Annotated in this window: 2 protein-coding genes; both read left to right on the top strand. The window is 72.2% G+C overall.

Features of this window, described 5'->3' with window-relative positions; all coding sequences use genetic code 11:
- Positions 1-126: 126 nt before the first annotated feature.
- Positions 127-3762, top strand: coding sequence for a hypothetical protein (locus AC27VN_RS32860; RefSeq protein ID WP_490879281.1), 3636 nt, complete (start codon positions 127-129; stop codon positions 3760-3762).
- Positions 3759-4779: hypothetical protein (locus tag AC27VN_RS32855; RefSeq protein WP_490879280.1), on the top strand; the 1021-nt coding region annotated here is incomplete at its 3' end. The genes AC27VN_RS32860 and AC27VN_RS32855, both read left to right, overlap by 4 nt.

The raw sequence follows: 4779 nt of genomic DNA, 5'->3' as shown, positions 1-4779 counted from the left end.
AGCATCCAGACAGAAACCGGCGGCGCGATCTCGCTGGACGCCGACGGGTCCGGGCAGGCTTCCGTGCTTGTGGCGGGCCGTCTTCAGGCGCCGGCCGGGACGCTGAACATCCGTGCCAAGAACACCTTGACGCTGGCCGACGGGGCCGAATTGCTGCTGCCCGGCGTGGCGCAAATCTTCCACGACCCGGTCATGCGCCTGCCCCAGGGCAGGGTGCTGCCGGGCGGCACGGTCACGCTGAATGCCGGCACGCTGGATGCGCAAGCGGGTGCGCTGATCGACGTGTCGGGCGCGCGGGGCACGGTGGCGTATTGGGATCGCGGCACGGGTGCGCTCGGCGCCCTGCGGCGCGTGAACCAGGAGCTGGGCAGCGATGGCGGCGCGGTCGCGATGGCGGCCGCGGCCGGCGGTGCGATGAATGCCAGGCTTCGCGCCCACGGCGGCAATGCCCAGGCGGCGGGCGGGTCCTTATCCATCACGGACACCAGCGCGGCAGGGAGTGCGTCCGGGGACCTGGTGGCGCCGGACATCGGCTCCTTCCTGTACTACAAGAGCCCCACCGGCACGTACACGTTCAACGGCGAAAGGTACGCGCGGATCATCGGCACCAGCGGCAACCTCGACGTCCACGACGAGTACGCCGGCGACGTCAAGATGAGCAGTGCCTTGCGCACCGCGCTCAACACGATGCTGCCAACGTCGGTGTCCAGCAGCCAGGGGCTCGTCCTCGACGCGGGTGCGGCGCTTGCCGCGGGACCGGGCGCCGACAGGGCGCCGTGGGAGCACGACGCGAACATCGACAAGCGGGTGGTCGAACTGCTCAACAAGTATTTCTGGAGCGGCACCGGAACGGCACTGACCCACAAGATCGACATCGGCAACATCGCCACCTCGGATGGCACCCTGCACGTGTCGGCGAAGGCGCTGCAGGACACGGGCTTCTCGGCGGTCGATCTGCATTCCACGCAAGTGGGCGTGCGGCTTGCCGGCGGCGTCGACCTGAGCGTCGCCGGTCGCCTGGGCATCACCGCCCCGGTCATCAGGAGCGACGGGCTGGGCGGCGTGGTGCGCTTGCACGCTCGCCATCTGCAGCTGAACCCGCTGGCAGGCACGGTCGGCGCCACGGCCGGCAATGCCGGCGAACTGATCCTGTCGGCCAGCCAGGCCATCGACATCGCAGGCAGGGGTGCGAAGGGCGAGTCTGCGTCGCCCGTCGACGTCAAGCTGCGCGGCTTCGAACGCACGGTGCTGGACACCGCCGACCTGCGCTTCGTGGCAGGGGCCTACAGCGAAGGCGGCACCGACTACGACGACTCCCAGCTCAGGGCCACGCTGGACGTGGGTGGCGCGCTGGAGATCAAGGCCGCGCAGGTCTACCCGGCCACGGCCGTCACGGCGCGAATCAACTCGGACCGGTCCATCACCGTGCGCGGCAACGGGAGCGCCGCGGCGCCTCTGTCGGCCGGCGGCAGCCTGACGCTGAATGCGCCCGTCATCGAGCAGGACGGCGTGCTGCGCGCGCCCTTCGGGCAGATTGCGCTGAATGCCAGCGAGCGCCTGACGCTGGGCACGAACAGCCTGACCTCGGTGTCCGGCGCGGGCCTGGACGTGCTCTACGGCAGCCTGCGCAACGCCGAATACTGGCTGGACCCGGCCAACCCGCAGGGCCGCAATCGTGCGAATGCCGGCGATGCCAGTTCCCTGGACGAAAACCGCTATCTGTCGTCCCTGCCGGAAAAGCGCGTGCTCCTGCAAGCGCCGGACGTGGCCATGGCCGCGGGCGCGGTGGTGGACATCGCGGGCGGGGGCGATCTGCACGCGTGGGAGCACGTGCCCGGCTCGGGCGGCTCGCACGACGTGCTGACGCTGCCCGGCATGTACGCGGTGCTGCCGGGCTACCAGGGCCTGTCGCCCGTGGCGGGCGGTGCGGCGGGCCGGAAGGTCTGGCTGGCCGGCGGCGGCCTGGGGGCCGGCTGGTACACGCTCCTGCCGGCACGCTATGCGCTGCTGCCCGGCGCCTTTGCGGTGCAGAGCACGGGCCAGGCCTTGCCGGCGTGGGCTGCGTCCCGTGGCGAGGTGGCGAGCCTGCGTGACGGCTCGACGATCGTGGCCGGGCGGGAACAGGACACGATCAGCGGCGCGCGCGATGCCACGGCCTCGGGCTGGCGCGTGCTGCCCGGCAGCCTGGTGCGCAAGGTCAGCGAATACAACGAAGCGCGGGGCAACGCCTTCTTCTCGTCGGATGCGTTCAAGCTGACGCAATACCGCCTGACAGGGCAGGACGTCGTGACCCCGCGCCTGGCCCGCGATGGCGGCGCGGTGGTGTTCAAGGCCGACCGCGCGCTGACGCTGGACGGCGAGCTGCGCGCCCAACCCGATGCGGGCGGGCGCGGCAGCCTGGTGGACATTGCCGCCGCGAAGATCGCCATCGTCGGCGCGGGGCAGGACAGCAACGACCTGCGCGCCGACGGCTACCTGGTCGTGGACGCCGGCAGCCTGACGCGCTTCGGCGCGGGCAGCCTGCTGGTGGGCGGCACGCGCACAGGCGATGTGCGGGGCCTGCAGGTGGACGTGGCCGCCAGCGACGTGGTGCTGCGCAACACGGCAGGCACCGCGCTGAGCGGCCCGGAGGTGATCCTGGCCGCGGCGAATGCGGTGTCGATCGAGTCGGGCAGCGTGCTGCGCGCGGACGGCCGGGCCTCGGGCGACGAGGCGAACCTGGTGCTCAAGCCGCAGGTGGCGGCCGTGTGGAGCGACAACAACACGCCGAACGACACCAGCGACGACCACATCGTCACACCCTCCAGGGACTGGGGTGCGCTGGTGCGCGTGAGCAGCGGCCAGGCCGTGCGGGCGTTGCGCGAGAACGTCGACACCACGGTCGGCGGCCAGGTGCGCATCGGCGCCGGCGCGCTGCTGCAGGGCGGCGAGGCGTTGCTGCTCGACGCCACCAGCAACACGGAGATGGCTGCCGGCGCGCAGCTGTCGGGCAAGGCCTTGTCGGTGGCCGCGAGCCGCATCGGCATCGGCGGCGGCAGCGGCGGCCTGGTGCTGGACGCCGACGCCCTGGCGCAGCTGTCGCGCGCGCAGGCATTGACGCTGCACAGCTACGGCAGCCTGGACTTCTATCGCTCGCTGGACATGCGCGGCCTGGCGCAGGTGGTGTTCGACGCCGCGGCCTTGCGCGGTCATGGCGCCGATGCCGTGCAGGTACAGGCCTCCCACCTGACGCTGCAGAACACGGGCGCTTCGCTCGGCAGCGCGGGCACGGGCAGTGGTCGCCTCGAGCTGTCGGCAGGCGAACTGGTGCTGGGCGCGGGCGACAAGACGATGTCCGGCTTCGACCAGGTGCTGCTGTCGGCCAGCCGGCGCATCGCTGGCGAAGGCACCGGGGGCCTGGACGCCGGGACGGCGGCGCTGACGCTGCGCACGCCGGTGCTGCAAGGGGTGTCCGGCGCCGACCAGGCCCTGCGAACGCAGGGGCAGCTGGTGTTGCAGCAAGAGGCGCAACTGGATGCGCAAGAGATGGCGGCGCAGGGCCGCGCCAGCCTGGGCGCGCGCCTGAGCCTGTCGGGCCAGGGCGTGACCGTGGCGCTGCCGGTGCTGGCGCTGGGCGGCAGCATTGCGGTCGATGCCGGCACGGGCAACCTCAGGGTCGCAGAGTCGGGCCGCCTGCACGCGGGAGGCCTGGAAAAGTCTTCTTCGACGCGGCCCGGTACGTGGATGCGGGGCAGATCAGCCTCGCGACGCGGGGCGGCTTGATCGACCTGGCCCCGGGCAGCCTGCTGGACCTGTCCGCCCATCCACGCGGTGGCGACGCCGGCCGCCTGACGGTGGATGCATCGGCCGGCGGACGGGTCCACTTCGGGGGCACGCTGCAGGCGCAGGCCGGTGCCGGGGGCAATGGCGGCAACTTTGCGCTGGCCATCGATCGGCTGGACGATTTCGGCGCGCTGGCGCGAACGCTCAACGATTCGGGTTTCAGCAGGTCGCGGCAGTTCCGCGTCCGCCAGGGCGACCTGACGATCGCGGGCACCACGCGGGTGGCCGACTTCGAAGTCATCACCGACCGCGGCGTGATCTCTGTCGACGGCACGGCGCGCGTCGAGGCCGACGCGGCCTACGGCGGCAGCATCCGCCTGGTCGGCGGGGCAGGGCTGACGATGCAGCCTGGCGCGGTGCTGGCAGCCCATGCCACCGACGCCATCGACGGCCTGGGCAGCAGCCGCATCGACCTGGAAGCGGTCGACGGCCAACTGAACCTGGCCGGCGGCACACTGGACCTGAGCGGCGGCGAAGGCGGCAAGCTGCGGCTGCGGGCGCAGCGCACCGCGGGCAACGACGGCCTGAACGTCACGGCGCTGAACGCCGCCGTGCAGGGCGCGCGCTCCGCGGTGCTCGAAGGCGTGCGCCACCATGCCAGCACGGACGGCACGGTGGAATCCGTGGCCCCGCGGGCGATCGCCGAGGCCAATGCCTTTGCAGGCCACACCGGCATCCTGACGCGGCTGGGCGGCAATGCAGGCGTCTACACCTTGGCGGCGGGCATCGAGATCACCAGCCCGGGCGACCTGACGCTGGGCCGCGACTGGAATCTGTTCGACAGTTTCGGTGCGGCGCACCGCGAAGGCACGCTCACGCTGCGCGCCGGCGGCAACCTGAACATCGACGGCCATCTGAGCGACGGCTTCGACGTGGCCGGCCGCGACAACGGCGCGGGCCGGGCGGCGCGGCTGCAGCAGGCCGCGTCGTGGAACCTGCGCCTGGTGGCGGGCGCGG

It is taken from the genome of Variovorax sp. 20P10.2.4, assembly GCF_058244205.1.
Note: the sequence above shows the minus strand (reverse complement) of the source record. Positions and strands in the feature narration are given on the sequence as shown.